The following is a 14,665-nucleotide window of genomic DNA, read 5'->3' on the forward strand; positions in this document are numbered from 1 at the left end:
GCGTCAACGGGCGCGGAACTCCTGGCTGAAATTTTCCCGTGACGGCGACACGCCGCTCTCTGTTCCGTGGTCGGGCTGCCGGCCGGATGGTCGCCTGGTCGTGGTGCGGCTGAGGTGCAGGAGGATCTCCTCGGCGCGGTCGCGGTCGTACGGGGTGGCCAGGCGTTCGGCGGCGGCCAGCGCGCGGTGCGCCGCCTTTTCGGCCGGCCCGTTTCTGCCCGCGACGGCCAGCACGAGCGCGCGGGCCCAGCCGATCCTGGCCGCGGCGCCCGGGTTCCTGGCCTGGTATCTGGACAGATGCTGGTGCAGGCGCCGCGCGGACGTCCGGTCCGGCGGGTCGGGCAGCGCCCAGAGCAGCTCCGCCAGCCCGGCCCAGCACTCCAGCATGCCCCGCTGCCCCACCGGCAACCGCTCGGCCAGCCCCAGCACCTCCCGCACCTCCCGCACCGCCGCCACGTCGTCCGGTGGCTGGGGAACGCCGACCGTCAGCGCCCGGTCGTCAGGCCCGTGGCGGAGGACGGCGTCGCCGGGCCCGTGGTGGAAGGCGGAGTCTTCGGGGTGCTGGGTGCGCAGGTGCAGGCGGGCGGTGGCGGTGAGGAGGCGCATGTCCTGGATCGTGCGCATGACCGGGCCGTCCCGCAGGCCGAGCTCCTTCTCGCACGTACGGCGGCGCTCCGTGGACGCCCTGGCCGCCTCCAGCACCTGCCGGATCCGCTCCGGAGCCGTCCCGTCGATCCGCAGCATCGCCTCGACCTGGCCGGTCAGGCACCAGTGCCGGCCGATGTCGTCCCCGCCCACGCGCCTGGCCGCCTGCTCGGCCGTGTCGGCGAACAGCTCGGCCGCCGCCGTGAAGTCCCCCTGCCAGAGCGCGGTCTCGGCGAGCATGCCCGTGCAGTTCTCCGCCACGCGGGGCGTCAGCGTCCTGGCGCGGCACTCGGTGAACGAACGCCTGGCCGCCTCGAACGCCCCGGCGTGCAGCTGGTCGAGCCCCCGAGCCAGCCGGGCCCGATTCGCGGCCTCCACGGCCAGTTCGACCGGCCTGCCGCCCACCGCCCCACCGCCCACCGCCCCACCGCCTGCCGAGCCCGCCGTGCCCGCCGTGCCCGCCGAGCCGGCCGTGCCCGCCGAGCCGGCCGATTCCGCTGATCCTGCTGACCCCGCCGGCTCCAGTCGGGCGTGCTCGACCTCGGCCAGGGCGCGGTCTGCCAGCGTGCCGTAGCGGGTGGCCGTCCGGTGCAGGCCCGCGACGCGGGCGATGGTGGCGGCGTTGGCGTAGGACTCGGCGCGCAGGGCGGGGTCCTGGGTCCGTTCTGCGGCATTGAGCTGGCGTAACGAGGCGGCCAGCATCGTGAGCAGGTCCTGCTGGTGGTAGGCGAGCCTGGCCAGCATGGTCAGCGCCTGCGCCGCCTCCCGCCCACCGGCCTCCCGCCTACCGGCCTCCCGCTCGCGTCCGCCCGGATCGTGGTCGCCGGAGCCGTGTCGGTCGGAGGCCGGCCGGTCGGGGGCGCGTCCGAGGCTGGGCGGGAGGGTGAGGCTGGGCGGGAGGGTGAGGCGGGGCGGGGTCAGGCGGTGGGCGCTCTGGCGGGCCGCTGCGGTCAGGCAGGTGACGACCAGGCCGGTACGCGACTCCGGCAGCGGCTCGCCCAGCGTGGCCAGGGCCGCCCTGGCCAGGCGGGTGGCGTCCAGGTCCCTGGCCAGATGGTGCTCGCTCGTCCCCGCCATCCACAGGTGCCGGGCCCGGAGCAGCCGGTTCTCCGTCGCGCCTTCGAGGTGCCGGCGCAGGATGGCCACCGACTCCTCGTACAGGTGCAGCCGCAGGCACAGAATCCAGTAGTGGTCCAGGAAACCCGGGTCGCCCGACGCGGCCCAGGCCGGCCTGATGTTGTCCAGCTCCGCCCCGAGCACGGCGGTGACCTCGGTGTCGGAGGCGTCCTGCAACGCGTCCGCGTGCCGGTCGAGCAGGCGGGCGAAGTAGGCGGCGTGGCGCCGGCGCGCGGCCTGGAGGTCCGCCGGGCTCTGGCGTTCGGCGGCGAGCTGCTGGATCAGGGGGTGGATCACGTACCGGCCGGAGGAGGTCAGCCGGATCATGCTGTGATCCACCAGGCGGACCAGCACGTCGAGGCTGGTGCGGGCGACCTCAAGCGCCGCCTCCAGCGTGCACCCGCCGCCGAACACCGACAGCGCCGCCAGCGCCCGCTGCCCGGCCGGGTCGAGCAGGTGCCACGAGGTCTCGAAGACCGTACGCATGCAGGCGTGCCGCGGCCGGGCGGCGGGCCCGGCGGCCGACAGTAGCCCGGGGTCCACGCCGAGGCGCCGGGCCAGGTCGGCGCAGGGCACGGCGCGCAGCAGGCCTGCCACCAGCTCGATGGCCAGGGGCAGGCCGCCGGTGGCCGCGCAGATCGCCGCCACCGGGGCCGCCTCGCGGTCGGGGTCGAACGCCGGTCGCGCCGCGCGTGCCCGTACCGCGAACAACGCCTCGGCGGCCGGTCCCGGCAGCCCTTCCACGGTGACCGTCGCCTGGCCGGGCAGACTCAGCCGCCGCCTGCTCGTGGCGAGGACCCGTACGGACGGGGCAGCGTGCAGGACGGCGCCGATGACCGCGTCGAAGGCGGGAAGGTGTTCGAGGTTGTCGAGGACGAGCAGGAGCCGCCGGCGGCGGGCTGCGAGGTGGGCCAGGAGCAGGTCGAGGGCGGGACGTGGCGGCGCGAGATCCACGTCCAGACGGCGCGCCAGCGTCGTGACGGCCGCCTCCGCCCGCACCCCGGCGAACGACACGAAGACCGTCTCCACGGGCAAGCCGTTCCCTCCGGTGCCCGGCGAGGCCGCAGGGCCGGCTCGGGCCTTCGTACCCGCGTCGAGACGGGACTCCGGGGCGGTGGCGGCGATGGCGAGGCGGGTCTTGCCGATACCGCCGGGCCCGAGCAGCGTGACCAGCCGCTCGCGCGCCAGCAGCGCCCGCAGCGCGGCCACCTCGGCGTCCCGGCCGATCAGCTCCGTGCCGGGAAGGGGCGGACCGGGCCGGGCCGCAGCACGGGGCGCGAGCTCCCGCCGCAGGGCCTGGGTCGGCGGTGCGGGGGCGACTCCCAGCTCGTCCGCCAGCCGCCGGCGCAGCTCGTCGTAGCAGGCCAGGGCGGCGGCCCGGTTCCCCGTCCCGGCCAGGGAGGCCATGAGCACCCGGTACGCCTCCTCGTCGTACGGATCGAGCCCGGTGATGATGCGGGCCAGCCGCGTCACCTCGTCGGACGCCGCCGACCCGGGCGGCGGGAGCAGCGAGCGCAGCAGCGTACGCATCCGCTGCCGTTCCACGCTCACCCACTCGCCGAACGCCGGCGTGTCGCAGAACGCGACCCCGTCCATGAAGTCCCCGCGCCACAACCGCAGCGCCGTGGCCACGGCCGGGGCCCCGCACAGCACCCGGTGGTCCACGAAGCACTCGCCGGCCTCGCGGAACCGTACGTGCGTGCGGGTGATCTCCAGCCAGCCGCCCACCTCCGCGCGCAACTCGGACAGCGCCAGCCGCAGACTGCCCCTGGCGTTGGCCTCGGGACGCTCGCCCCACAGCAGCGTGGCCAGCGTGGAGCGCGGCTGTGGGCCGGTCTTGGTGGCGAGGTGGCAGAGCAGCGCGCGCGTCTTGGCGGAGCGGATGCGCAGGGGCATCCCTCCGACGGACACGTCCGGTGAGCCGAGCAGGAGCATGGTCAGCGACTGCCTCATAGCGGAGCAGGCTAGGCGTGAGCCGGCCGGGCGACTGTTCGAAAAGGCACATATGGGTTGTGTTCTGCGTGACTCACCTGGGGGTTAACGGTGTGCTCACGGTGGCGTGGCCACTCTGATGCCGCGCTCGGTGAATGTCGCGGGGCGTTCGACATCAAGGCATCCAGGCATCAAGGAGAGAACAAGAGCATGCGCACTCCTCAGCTCATCGCCGCACTCACCCTCGCCGCGGGCATGATCGGGCCGGCGGTGGCCGCCGCGCCGGCCCACGCCATGGCGTCCTCGTGCGTCGTGACGCTCTATGACATCGACCTCAGCAACCCCAGGGAGAAGGACGGCGTCGACGAGCTCCGCTTCAAGGTCGACGGGAACTGGTTCCCGCAGAACGGACACTTCGACATGAGCATCGCGCGCTCGGACGGCGACCCGGGGGACTTCGGCAACCCGTCGACCATCGTCCAGCGGCAGGAGAACAAGTACTTCGAACTGCGCGAGGTCAACCCGCCGATCATCACCGGCGGCCAGAACCTGGGCGAGGCGTGGGCCTTCGGCTACGACTGCGACAATCTCGGCGTGGGGGACATCCACATCGAGGACACCGTCCTGTCCAGCAGCAAGTACGCCTACACGGTCAGGCTCAAGCTGACCGGCCAGTGACCGTCCCTTCTCCGCCGATCGGCCGCCTGCGAGGTGGCCGATCGGTTCACGGCGTCAGCACCCGTTCCGGCGAGTCGAGCCAGATCGAGTGACCGCCGTCCTGGGAGACGGTCCACCCGAACCGCTCATGTCCGGGCTCGCCCCACGACACCCAGCGGAAGTAGGCATCCACCAGCTCGTCCCACAGGGACCGATCGCCCAGCTGGTACACCTGATGGTCTCGCTCGCCGCCGGGCCGGACCTGCTCGACCCACGGGTACGGCACCCGCCGGATCCCGCACGTGACGTGCACCCGATCGAACGGGGCGAAATCTGGACACCCCTCCGCACCGTCACCGACGAGCAGCCGCGGCCGGCACCCGGCCTCGCGCAGATTCCCGGCCGCGTGCTCGGCGACGACAGCGTCCACTTCGACCGACGTCACCTGGCCGTGCTCACCCACCACATGGGAGATCAGCGCCGCCGTCTCCGCGGGGCCTTTATTGATGTCGCGCGATCTGGGAGTGTTCGAGCGTGGCTCTCACTCTGGCCGGGTGCCCCGTGCACGAGTTGCTCGAGCGTCAGTCCGCCAAGCTGGCCCGGCTGCTCGTACGTGGGTTCGCCGAGCAGATCCCCGTCTACCGGCGGCTGCCCCAAGAGGAGCTGGACGGGGACATCACGGCCATCACCGAGCATAACCTGCGCCTGATCGCCCGGGTGTTCCGTGATCGGCGGCCGCCTGCCAGGGCCGAGTTGGCGCCGTTGCGGGTGTCGGCGGTGCGCCGGGCGCAGGAGGGGGTGCCGCTGGAGGCGTTGCTCGCGGCCTATCACCTGGGGGCGCGGATGGTGTGTGAGCGGCTGTTCGCGCAGGCGGGGCCGGACGACCTGGGTGACGTGCTGGAGGCGAACCGGATCATCCTGCGGTACATGGAGTCCGTGACGGCCGCCGTGTGCACGGCGTACCTGGAGGAGCGGGAGAGCGTGCTCAGCCAGGAGCAGCACGCCATGCACGCCACCGTGGCGGCGCTGCTCGGCGGTGACCGGGCGGCGCTGGCGGGGATCCGGCTGGCGCCGCGCTACCTGGTGCTGGCCATCGCGGTGGGGCGGCATCCGGACGAGGACGGGCCTGGTGCGGCGGTGGCGGGGCGGCGCAAGTTGCACCGGATCAGGAGTGCGCTGCAGCGGCACGTGAGCGAGCCCGTGCTGACCGCGCTGGACACGTCGGGTGGGGTGGTGCTTCTTCCGCTGCAGGAGGCTGCCGATCCGGACGTCGGAGAGCTGGCGGAGGTGGCGGGGCGGGCGGCGGGCGTGCCCGTGTGGCTGGCGGCCGAGCCGGCGCCACCGGACGACGTGCCGGCGGCGGCGCGGCTGGCCGAGGAGGTGCTGGAGGTGGCGCGGGTCTTCGAGCAGCCGCCGGGCGCCTACCGGCTGGCCGATGTGCTGCTCGAATACCAGCTGACCCGGTCGAGCCAGGCCACGGCGTTGCTCGCGGGGCTGCTGGACCCGCTGCTCGACAATCCCGACCTGCTCAGGACGCTCACGGCGTACCTGGACACCGGGCTCGATCGGCGGCGTACGGCCGAGTTGCTGCACGTGCACCCGAACACCGTCGACTACCGGTTGCGCCGGGCCGCCGCGCTGACCGGGCTCGATCCGATGGATTCGGCTCACCTTCAGCGGATCGGGGCCGCGCTGGCCGCTCGCCGCCTCACCGGATCCCGGTAAGGCCCGCTGCTCCAGCGGATCGCGGTAAGGCCGCCGCCCCGGCGGATGCCGGTAATGCCGCCGCCTCACCGGATCCTGGTCAAGCTGGTGCTTATAGGACGCCGGTTACCGCGGACGTCACGATGGTGGCGAAGTTGCGCATGCCGAGGGCGTTCGGGTGGAACGGCGCGGCGGGCGCGGCCGGGACGTACGGTTCGATCCACCGCACGCCGGGCGACGCGCACGGGTCGTGGCCCGCGCTCGGCGTCTGCAGGTCGATGAAGCCCGCCCCGGCCGAGGCGGCCTGTTCGGCCAGCATCTGGTTGAAGTACATCAGCGTGGCCCTGATGTAGTTCGCGTCCGCGCGGATGATCGGGACGCGCGGGTAGCAGCCGTTCTGCCGCGCGTACGTGGCGTAGCCCACCACGAAGATCCTGGCCTGCGGGGCGCGGGCGCGGATGTCGGAGACCAGGGTGGTGAGGCGGGGGCGCAGCGCGTCGGTCGCGACCCGCCACTGATCCTGGCCGCCTGAGTTGTAGTCGTCGTTGCAGGCGTCGCCGATCGGGGGCGGCAGCAGGTTCAGGCAGTCCTCGATGAAGTCGGTCAGCCCGACGTCGTTGGCGCCGATCTGCACCGTGACGAGTGTCGTGTTCTGACTGAGCGCGTCGAGCTGGGGTGCCACGTCGCCGAGTTCGGTGTCCTGCGACTCGTACATGTCGGTGGACTTGGCGCCCGAGCACGTCACGTCGCGGAACGTGCTCGCGCCGATGGCCCGTGCGGTCAGGTGGGGGTAGTTGCGGTCGGAGCGCAGGCAGCCGTAGTCGGGGCCGATCTGGTTGGGCACCAGCGGGCCGGCGGCGGCCGAGTCGCCCAGCGCCACGTACACCTCGGCCTGGGCGGCGTGCGCGGATGACATCGTGAGGCTGAGACCCAGAACGAGGACGAGGCAGGTTGCGGTGAGTGTGCTGAGCGTTCTCCGCGCAGTTCTCCGTGCTGTTCTCCGGGCCGTTCGTAATGCCGTTTTCCGGGCCGTTCGGGGCGTTCTGGCCGGTCGCGCCATGAGGACTCCTTCGGCAGGGGGTGGGGGGTGCGGAATCCGTGGGTCGGTCAGCTGCGGAAGGGGCCGGTCACCTCGTACGTGATGCCTCCGGTGCCGGCGGACTCGCCGCTGGTGCCGCGCTGGGAGGAGAAGTAGAGCCGGGTGCCGTCGGGGGAGAAGGCGGGGCCGGTGATCTCCGAGCTCGCGTGGCCGTCGAGGCGCATGATCGGGGCCACGACGCCGTCCGGTGTGATGATGTTGATCTCCATGTTGCCGCCGTCCTCGGCCACGTAGAGATCGCCCGACGGCCGGCCGGTGATGTTGTCGACGCCGTCGAGAGTGCCCGTGCCGTCGTAGATCGTGGTCACGGTCTGGCGGGCGGTGTCGTACGCCCAGACCCTACGGTCCCCCTTCGCGGTGAAGTAGCAGACGCCGGCGGCGTAGTGGCAGCCCTCGCCGCCGTTGAAGTGCCTGGCCGCGGCGACCTGGTGCCTGGTCTGGCGTTCGAGCACGCCGGGCGTGGGGTCGGGGACCTGGCGCCACTCCACGGCGTCGCCGCCGAGGCCGCAGAGCACGTCGAGCCGGCCGCTGGACAGATCACCCCAGGTCGTGGGCGTGAAACGGTAGAAGCAGCCGTCGCTCTCGTCCTCGGTCAGGTAGATCACGCGGTGGTCGGGGTCGCACGCGGCGGCCTCGTGCTTGAAGCGGCCCATGGCGGGGCGGGCGCGGGCCTCGCCGCCGAGCGGGTACGTCTCGTACACGCGGCCGCGGAAGATCTCCTCGCACGACAGCCAGGTCTGCCACGGGGTCGCGCCGCCGGCGCAGTTGATGTTCGTGCCGCTGAGGATCCGGTACGCGCGCTCCACGGACCCGTCGGCCCTGAACTTGATCGCCGAGGCGCCACCGATCAGCGGCACCTCGGAGTTGGAGACGTAGATCCAGCCGGCGCCGTCGGCGAAGCAGGCGCCGCCGTCGGGGGCCGGGTGCCACAGCGTGCCGCCGACCAGCCGGCCCGACCGGGCCACGACGCGGCCGGTGAACCCGGAGGGTAACGCCATGCCGTTGGCGTCGGGCGCGCCGAGCGGCCCGTACGGGCTCGCCCCCGCGGACACCGACGAGATCGACGCCGCCGCCTCGTGCCACACCGCCCCCGAGAACGCCACCGCTACCGGCACGGACATGAGGAAGGTACGGCGGCGCATGGAGGCTCCCCACTGGTCGCGGTTCGATTCGCAGACAAACGATGAGCCATGCTCGTCATTCTGTGAACTGGACCGTGGAGTAAATGTGGGCGGTCAAATCTGTGACGCCTCACAAAAGGGCATGCGCCACTGTGCGTCAGCAGTCGGCCTGCCGCCGCGACGGCCGGCTCTGGGTCAGGCGTCGCCGGGCCGCCGCGACGGCCGAATCAGCGGGTCAGGCGTCGCCGGGGCGCCACATCGGCCAGAAGAGCGCGCCGTCCGGCAGCGCGAACGGCTGCCGTGGCTGGTAGCCGTGCCGCGCGTACAGGTCGCGGTTGCGCGGGTCGCTGGCCGCCAGGTACGCCGGCGCGCCCGCCAGCCGGGCGTGCTGGTACTGCAGCAGGGCCGTGCCCAGCCCCTGGTTCTGCCGGTCGGGATGGACCGCCAGGAAGGCCAGGTGGTGGTACGGCGGCTGCGGCTGGTTCTGCTCGGACAGCTCGTCGAGGGCGCGGAAGCGCTCGGCCCACTCGCCGGTGGCCTCGCTCAGCCGCCGGTCGTAGTCGGCCGGCCCGGGCAGGTCGGCCGTCCGCTGGAACCACACGGCGACCGCCTGGCCGTCGTCGGCGAAGTGGACCTCACCGTGCTCCAAAGCGTGCTCGACGAAGATGCGGTAGTCGGCGGCGAGGATCCGGTGCCGCGACCGGCGGTCGGGCACGAGGTAGGCCGAGCATCTCAGCCCGGCGAACGCGGTGGCGATCAGCTCGGCCGCGGCCGCTCCTTCGTCGGCCGCGGCCCTGCGGACGGTCACCCGCAGCGCGAAGGGTCCTCCTGATGTGCGGTCCATGACCGGCCAGGCTTCGAATGTATCTTTCACGAGGCCCAGGTCTCCTCTCATCAGTCATGCGGTGTCCTGGGCGGTGGCCGCCTCGGCGTCCATCCCCAATCGCAGCGTAAACGGAGGGCGTACGGGAACGCAGCACGAGGGTCCTCGCCGCCCTGTCGCGCGGGCGTGCGGGAGTCGACCTGCTGCCCCGGTGCGACCTCGGCCGGCTGCCCGGCGTGACCTCGGGCGGTTGCTCGGCGTGACCTCGGGCGGTTGCTCGGCTGACGGGTCCCTTACGTGGTTGGGAGATCCACTTGTTCTGGCCGTGGGTATCGGTGCCCGTGATCACGATCAGGAGGCATCGCGATGGCTGACTTTCCCATTGTTGTCGGTATAAATCGTACGCAAGATGGTTCCATCGCCGTCGCGGTGGGCGAGTCGGGCATGTACAGCCTGCAGAAGGAGCGCGTCAGCCGCCGCGAGCACCACTGGGGCCGCCTCGGCGACCTGCCGGACCGGTACGTGCCCGCCATGCCGCTGCTCAAGGAGCGGGTCGACCTGGTCGTGGAGGGCTACGCCGCCGACACCGAGATCGAGCACGCGGGCGCGTACGAGCAGGAGACCCGCCAGGCCCTCGGCCTCGGGGACGAGACGCCGATCGTGATGGTCTCCTCCCACCTGTCCCACATCTACGGCGCGTTCCACCCGTCGCCGTTCGAGGAGGCGGCGGGGCTGGTGATCGACGCGCGGGGCAGCCGGATCGGGGACCTGGTCGAGCAGGTCGAGCTGCCGTTCGACGCGGACGAGGACCTGCTGGAGGTCGCCTCCTACTACCGGTGCACGCGCGGGCGGATCGAGTGCCTGGCCAAGCAGTTCTGGGACGGCGACTGGGCCAGGCCCGCCGGGCTCGGCTGCTTCTACGCGTTGCTGGCCGAGGTGACGTGGCCGGGGAGCGAGGGCGACGGGACCAAGGTGATGGAGCTGGCCCCGTACGGCGACCCGGACGCGCTGGGTCTGCCCGACCTGGACGTACGCGGCCACGAGGTGCACATCCCGCCCGCCTGGACGGAGCTGTTCCGTCACGCGGGCGCTTTCGGGGAGGAGCCGGGCGGCGGGGAGTTCCGGCGACCCGAGCCGGGCGGTGGCGAGTCCCGCCGTACCGAGCCAGGTGGTGGGGAGCCCCGCCGTACAGACTCCTTCCGGTACGAGCCGGGCGGTGAGGAGTTCCGGCGGGCCGCGAATCTGGCCGCCGCCGGACGGCGGGCCTTCGAGCGGGCGCTGCTCCAGGTCGTCGCCTGGCTGCACGCCGAGACCGGCCTGGACGCGCTGGCCTTCTCCGGTGGTGCGGCGCTGAGCGGCTCGGCCAACGGACGGCTGATCCGCGAGTCCCCGTTCCGCGAGCTGTTCGTCCCGCCCGCCCCGCACACCGGCGGCACCGCCGTGGGTTGCGCCCTGTACGGGCTGGCCGCCTGCCTCGGGGTACGGCCCGGGTTCCGCTGGACGGACGACTTCCTCGGCCCCGACCGGGACGAGCGCGAGATCGAGGCCGCTATCCGCGGTCTGCCCGCCGACCTGTACGTCGAGCGGCCAGAGGACCTGACGGCGGCACTCGTGGCGTTGCTGGAGAGCGGCCGGGTGATCGGGTTGTACCAGGGGCGCAGCGAGTCGGGCCCGAGGGCGCTGGGCCATCGCAGCATCCTCGGCGACCCGCGCGACCCCGACCTCCAGGACTACGTCAACTTCGAGGTGAAGGGCCGCGAGTGGTTCCGGCCACCGGCGCCCGTGGTGACGGCCGAGCACGCGGAACGGATCTTCGAGCTGGACCGGCCGTCCCCGTTCATGCAGTACGCCGTCGCCGTCCGCCCGGAACACCGCGACCTGCTGCCGGGCATCACCCACGTGGACGGCACGGCCACGCCGCAGACGGTCGAGCGGGAGAGCCTGCCGTTCCTGCACGCCCTGCTGACGGCCTGGCACGCGCGTACGGGCACGCCGGTGCTGGCCGGCGTCACGCTCTCCGGCCCGGGGGAACCGCCGGCCGAGACGCCGGAGCACGCGATCCAGACCCTGCGCGAGACGGGCCTGCACGCGCTGGCGATGCCGCCGTACGTCATCCGCAAACGCGAGGAGCCGCCACTGCCGGGCGCGTAGCCGCGTCCGCGTCCATGGGACACGGGAGCCCGCGCCGACGGAAGCGTGATCGCCAAGCTGGGCGCGCGACACGACAGCGCAGGTCAGAGAGGTCTTGGGATTGTCGTCCCGCTCCGGGTACGGTCGATCACATGCGCGTCTACCGAGCCGGATCCGTGACCCAGCTCACCCTGGCCGCGTCGATCGCGCTGATCGCCGGATGCGGCGGCGCCGCCGTGCCCGCCGCCCATGAGGCGGCGCTGCCCGCGTCCCCGCCGCCGGCCGCCACTCCAGGTCGTCCGCTGGAGGGCAAGACCGTGGTGATCGACCCGGGGCACAACGGCGGCAACGCCTCGCACCCGAAGGAGATCAACCGGCTGGTCGACGTCATCACCGGCAGAAAGCCGTGCAACACCACCGGCACCCGGACCGACGCCGGCTTTCCCGAACACGCCTTCACCTGGGACGTCGCCGGCCAGCTCAAGCCCATCCTGGAGAAGATGGGCGCGAAGGTGGTGCTGACCAGGCCCAACGACAAGGGCGTTGGCCCCTGCGTCACCGAGCGGGCCGCGATCGGCAACGAGGCCAGGGCCGACGCGGTCGTGTCCATCCACGGCGACGGCGCGGCGCCGAGCGGGCACGGGTTTCATGTGATCATGCCGGGGCTGCTCCCCGGGCACAACGACGACGTGGTGCGGCCCTCGCGCCGGCTCGGCCTGGCCGTTCGTAACGCCTACCGCGAGGGCACGGGCATGCCGTACGCCGACTATGTGGGGCGCAGGGGCCTGACGACCCGCGTCGACCTGGGCGGCCTCAACCTGTCGACGCGGCCGGCGATCTTCATCGAGTGCGGCAACATGCGCAATCCGGGCGACGCCGCCAAGATGTCCGATCCCGCTTTCCGCAAGCGGATGGCCGGCGCCCTGGCCGACGGGGTCAGGAACTTCCTGAACTAGCCGGCACGAGGCGCGGAGGTCAGCCGTCGCGGCAGAGCGGTGAGCCGCCGACCACGCAGGCGATGTCGTCGAGCTGGCAGCTGAGCAGGGTGCCGTCCATCCCGAGCACGAGCACGAGGTCGCGCCGATGGGGATGGGCCAGCACGACCCTGCCGACGACGCCGTTATCCAAGATCACGGTGGGGCGGCCTGCCGCGTTGTCCATGCCCTCGTGACTCCTCTCAGGTCCGGAACGAGGCCCGCACCGGACCCGTCACCACCAGGATGCACAGGCTCGGGCCCTGAGCGCATCGGTCCGGCGGCTGTATTTCCGGTCCGTCCTGGGGAAGACGTTCGGACACCGGACCTCCTGCCTGGTCAACTCCACGAGAACTTGTTCTATTTCGCTCGCCTGGCGGATCGAAGAAGATCCTCGGTAAGCAGCGAGTAATATGACGTCCAAGTTGTTCGCGGCGGAGGGGGCGAAACACCGTGACCGATCTAGAACGCGTTCCGCCCGGCGTCAACCCGAAGATGCCGAGCTCGGCCAGGGTCTACGACTACCTGCTCGGAGGCAAGGACAACCTGGCGGTCGACCGCGCCGTGGCCGAGAAGCTGCTCGCGGTCGCGCCCGACACCCGCCTCGTGGCCAGGGCCAACCGTCGGTTCCAGATCGAGGCGGTCGGTCATCTCGCCGAGCGGGGCGTCAGGCAGTTCATCGACCTCGGCACCGGCATCCCGACCGCGCCCAGCATCCACGAGACCGTCCGCGCGGTGCATCCCGCCTGCCGGGTGATCTACGTGGACAACGATCCCGTGGTGCGCAGGCACGCACAGGTGCTGCTGGCCGACTCTCCCGGCGTCGCCGGCATCGAGGCCGACCTGCGCCGTCCCGGTGACATCCTGGCCGACCCGCACGTCACCGGGTTGATCGACTTCGACCAGCCGGTGTGCGTGCTCATGGTCGGGGTGCTGCACTTCGTCATGGACGAGGAGGATCCCGAGGGGATCGTGGCCGCCTTCAGGAAGCACATGGTAGCGGGCAGTCATCTGGTGCTCTCGCACGCCATGGCGGAGAGCGCGCCCGAGGCTGTCGCCCAGCTCCAGCTCGCCACGGCCGGTTCGCCGGCGCAGTCCAGATTCCGCACGAGGGCGGAGGTGCTGCGCTTCTTCGACGGGTTCGAGCTGATCGGGCCTGGATTCGTACCGGTCCAGGACTGGTGCGCCGATCCGGCCGAGGCGCGGGTCCCCTTCATGGACGCCCCACCGCACCTGCTCGTGGAGGGCGGGGTCGGCCGGATCAGAGCGTTCAGTAGGACTTGAGGTCGATGTGAGTGGCGTACTTGTCGGTCATTTTCATCATCAGGCCGAGCAGGAACTTCGACTTGAAGGTCCAGTTGCGCATCAGCATCCTGGCGCCGCCGCTGGGGGCCAGGAAGGGGCCGGCGTTGCCGTTCTCGGCGATCTTGGCGTAGGGGCGTAGCTGCCGCTCGTACTCGGCGAAGGCCGCGCGGTGGTCGCCGTTCGCCGCGGCCAGCTCGCCCGCCAGCACGTACGCGCCCACCATGGCCAGGCCGGTGCCGAAACCGCCCAGGGTGTTGCCGTACGCCGCGTCGCCGAGCAGCGCCACCCGGCCCGCGCTGTAGCGGTCGATCCTGACCTGGCTGAGCGAGTCGAGGTAGACGTCCTCGGCGGTGCTCACCGCCTTCATGATCTCCGGGGTACGCCAGCCCATGCCCTCGTACCTCCGCGCCAGGATGGCCTTCTGCTGCTCGGCGTCGTAGCGGTCGTAGTCGAGCGGGTCGGAGGCGAAGACGAAGAACGCGGTCGCCTTGGTGCCGCCGACCGCGACCATCCGGCCCGGCTCGTTGTACATCATCGCCCGCTCGCCGAAGTCCGCGTCCAGCTCGACCAGGGCGTAGTAGTGGCCGAGGAACTTGACGAAGTCGGCCTCGGGGCCGAAGGCCAGGCGGCGCACGTTGGAGTGGATCCCGTCCGCGCCCACGACCAGGTCGAAGGTACGGGGGGTCGCGCGTTCGAAGGTGACATGCACGCCGGCCGGGGTCTCGGTGAGCGAGGTGATCGAGTCGCCGAAGACGTACTCGCAGTGGGGGGCGGTGCGCTCGTAGAGGAGCCTGGACAGGTCGCCGCGCCTGATCTCCAGGTCGCCGCCGGTGAACTCGCCGGGGATGACGGCCAGCACGCGGCCGTTCGCATCCACGATCTCCTGGTCGGCGCCGCCGGTCTGCAGGCGGCGGACGTCGTCGAGGATGCCCATCCTGGTCAGCACGGTCTGGTGGGTCTCGCCCTTGAAGTCGACGGCCTGCCCGCCCTCGCGCAGGGTCCCGGCCTTCTCCACGACGGTGACCTTGAAGCCGTAACGGACGAGCCAGTGGGCGAGGGCGGGGCCGCCGATGCTGGCTCCGGAGATGAGGACGTTGACGTTTCGCATGCCAGTGAGCCTCGCCGCACCCGCTGACAACCCGGCGACACCCGGCTGACA

12 protein-coding genes are annotated in these 14,665 nt (G+C 72.1%); 5 read left to right on the forward strand and 7 right to left on the reverse strand.

Annotated elements, in window-relative coordinates; translation table 11 throughout:
* Positions 1–3: 3 nt before the first annotated feature.
* Positions 4–3,714, reverse strand: coding sequence for a BTAD domain-containing putative transcriptional regulator (locus AB0C28_RS04260; protein WP_358073048.1), 3,711 nt, complete (start codon positions 3,712–3,714; stop codon positions 4–6).
* Positions 3,715–3,903: 189 nt separating this feature from the next.
* On the opposite strand from AB0C28_RS04260, the gene AB0C28_RS04265 reads away from it, so the two are divergent.
* The gene (locus tag AB0C28_RS04265) at positions 3,904–4,371 is read left to right on the forward strand and encodes a hypothetical protein (RefSeq protein WP_357838696.1); all 468 of its coding nucleotides are present in this window, start codon (positions 3,904–3,906) and stop codon (positions 4,369–4,371) included.
* A 46-nt stretch (positions 4,372–4,417) separates the two neighbouring features.
* On the opposite strand, the gene AB0C28_RS04270 is transcribed toward AB0C28_RS04265, so the two are convergent.
* Positions 4,418–4,858, reverse strand: coding sequence for a hypothetical protein (locus AB0C28_RS04270; RefSeq protein ID WP_358073182.1), 441 nt, complete (start codon positions 4,856–4,858; stop codon positions 4,418–4,420).
* A gap of 26 nt (positions 4,859–4,884) precedes the next feature.
* On the opposite strand from AB0C28_RS04270, the gene AB0C28_RS04275 reads away from it, so the two are divergent.
* Positions 4,885–6,075: a helix-turn-helix domain-containing protein gene (locus AB0C28_RS04275; protein WP_358073049.1), complete on the forward strand. Its 1,191-nt coding sequence runs from the start codon at positions 4,885–4,887 to the stop codon at positions 6,073–6,075.
* A 91-nt stretch (positions 6,076–6,166) separates the two neighbouring features.
* On the opposite strand, the gene AB0C28_RS04280 is transcribed toward AB0C28_RS04275, so the two are convergent.
* The 3 genes from AB0C28_RS04280 to AB0C28_RS04290 form a co-directional block, all read right to left on the reverse strand.
* Positions 6,167–6,970: an SGNH/GDSL hydrolase family protein gene (locus AB0C28_RS04280; RefSeq protein WP_358073050.1), complete on the reverse strand. Its 804-nt coding sequence runs from the start codon at positions 6,968–6,970 to the stop codon at positions 6,167–6,169.
* Between the two features lie 191 nt (positions 6,971–7,161).
* Positions 7,162–8,295, reverse strand: a complete 1,134-nt coding sequence (locus tag AB0C28_RS04285) for an alkaline phosphatase PhoX (RefSeq protein WP_358073051.1) — start codon at positions 8,293–8,295, stop codon at positions 7,162–7,164.
* Positions 8,296–8,509: 214 nt separating this feature from the next.
* Entirely contained in the window at positions 8,510–9,148 is a 639-nt protein-coding gene (locus AB0C28_RS04290) for a GNAT family N-acetyltransferase (protein ID WP_358073052.1), read from the reverse strand.
* Positions 9,149–9,463: 315 nt separating this feature from the next.
* Between AB0C28_RS04290 and AB0C28_RS04295 the strand changes: the two genes are divergently transcribed.
* The gene (locus AB0C28_RS04295) at positions 9,464–11,248 is read left to right on the forward strand and encodes a carbamoyltransferase C-terminal domain-containing protein (protein ID WP_358073053.1); all 1,785 of its coding nucleotides are present in this window, start codon (positions 9,464–9,466) and stop codon (positions 11,246–11,248) included.
* Between the two features lie 131 nt (positions 11,249–11,379).
* The gene (locus AB0C28_RS04300) at positions 11,380–12,183 is read left to right on the forward strand and encodes an N-acetylmuramoyl-L-alanine amidase (RefSeq protein ID WP_357838678.1); all 804 of its coding nucleotides are present in this window, start codon (positions 11,380–11,382) and stop codon (positions 12,181–12,183) included.
* 19 nt (positions 12,184–12,202) lie between these two features.
* On the opposite strand, the gene AB0C28_RS04305 is transcribed toward AB0C28_RS04300, so the two are convergent.
* Complete coding sequence (locus tag AB0C28_RS04305; RefSeq protein ID WP_346108514.1) at positions 12,203–12,388, reverse strand: hypothetical protein; 186 nt, start codon at positions 12,386–12,388, stop codon at positions 12,203–12,205.
* A 266-nt stretch (positions 12,389–12,654) separates the two neighbouring features.
* Here AB0C28_RS04305 and AB0C28_RS04310 point away from each other — a divergent pair, with 266 nt between their 5' ends.
* Entirely contained in the window at positions 12,655–13,485 is an 831-nt protein-coding gene (locus AB0C28_RS04310) for an SAM-dependent methyltransferase (RefSeq protein WP_357838674.1), read from the forward strand.
* On the opposite strand, the gene AB0C28_RS04315 is transcribed toward AB0C28_RS04310, so the two are convergent.
* On the reverse strand, positions 13,472–14,614 hold the full coding sequence (locus tag AB0C28_RS04315) for an FAD-dependent monooxygenase (RefSeq protein WP_357838671.1): 1,143 nt from the start codon (positions 14,612–14,614) through the stop codon (positions 13,472–13,474). The genes AB0C28_RS04310 and AB0C28_RS04315 overlap by 14 nt on opposite strands.
* Positions 14,615–14,665 lie beyond the last annotated feature (51 nt).

The sequence above is a fragment of the Nonomuraea sp. NPDC048892 genome, assembly GCF_040649735.1.
Classification (GTDB): Bacteria; Actinomycetota; Actinomycetes; order Streptosporangiales; family Streptosporangiaceae; genus Nonomuraea; species Nonomuraea maheshkhaliensis.